The organism is Collinsella tanakaei (assembly GCF_016902615.1).
Taxonomy (GTDB): Bacteria; Actinomycetota; Coriobacteriia; order Coriobacteriales; family Coriobacteriaceae; genus Collinsella; species Collinsella tanakaei_A.
On the sequence record NZ_JACJMB010000077.1, the window covers coordinates 1 to 581 of the forward strand.

Annotated in this window: 1 protein-coding gene and 1 pseudogene; both read right to left on the minus strand. The window is 73.8% G+C overall.

Annotation, left to right across the window (positions count from 1 at the left end):
• A pseudogene (locus H6A21_RS10775) lies at positions 1-248 on the minus strand (IS21-like element helper ATPase IstB); the annotation flags it as partial.
• Positions 245-581, minus strand: a 337-nt coding sequence (locus H6A21_RS10780; RefSeq protein WP_428840767.1) for a Mu transposase domain-containing protein, incomplete at its 5' end; no start/stop codon positions are given. The gene H6A21_RS10780 and the pseudogene H6A21_RS10775, both read right to left, overlap by 4 nt.

Here is a 581-nt window from a genome sequence, read left to right on the forward strand (position 1 = left end):
TCGAAGTCGGCGAGCGTCTTCACGAAGGGGAAGTTCGCCTTCTCGACCCGGCGGTCCAGGTCGCGCGCCCTCACGGCCGCCACCTGGGCGTCGGTCATCTCCATCAGCGCCTGCGAGAAGGTCTTGGACCCGCCGGCGACGAGGGCGGCGTACTCGGCGGCCGAGGAGGCCATCGCGTCCATGCCGAGCTCCTCCAGGTTGTTGCGGGCGCGCTCCGGCGCGCTCGCCTCGGCCAGCGGCGCGCTCACGCGGCACCGCCCCCTCCCAGGCCGCCGAGCAGCTCGAGGTTGCGGCGGGCGGCCTCCTCGATGTCGCCGTCGGCGCACCAGCGCTTGCCGGCGAGCGCCTCGGCGTAGTGCGCCGGGTCGTAGACGAGCGGCCCTCCCGGGGCGCGCGTGTCGTGGACGGACGCGAGGTCGCCGCCGTCGTAGACCCTGAGCACGCCGTCGGCCGACAGCACGAGCCTCGCTCGCCTGCCTATCATGCGCCGGGGCACCGAGAACTCGCGGCCGGCGCACCTCACGAGCATCGTCGCGGGGACGGTCTGGTAGGAGACCTCGCCGAGCATCGACTCGAGCAGG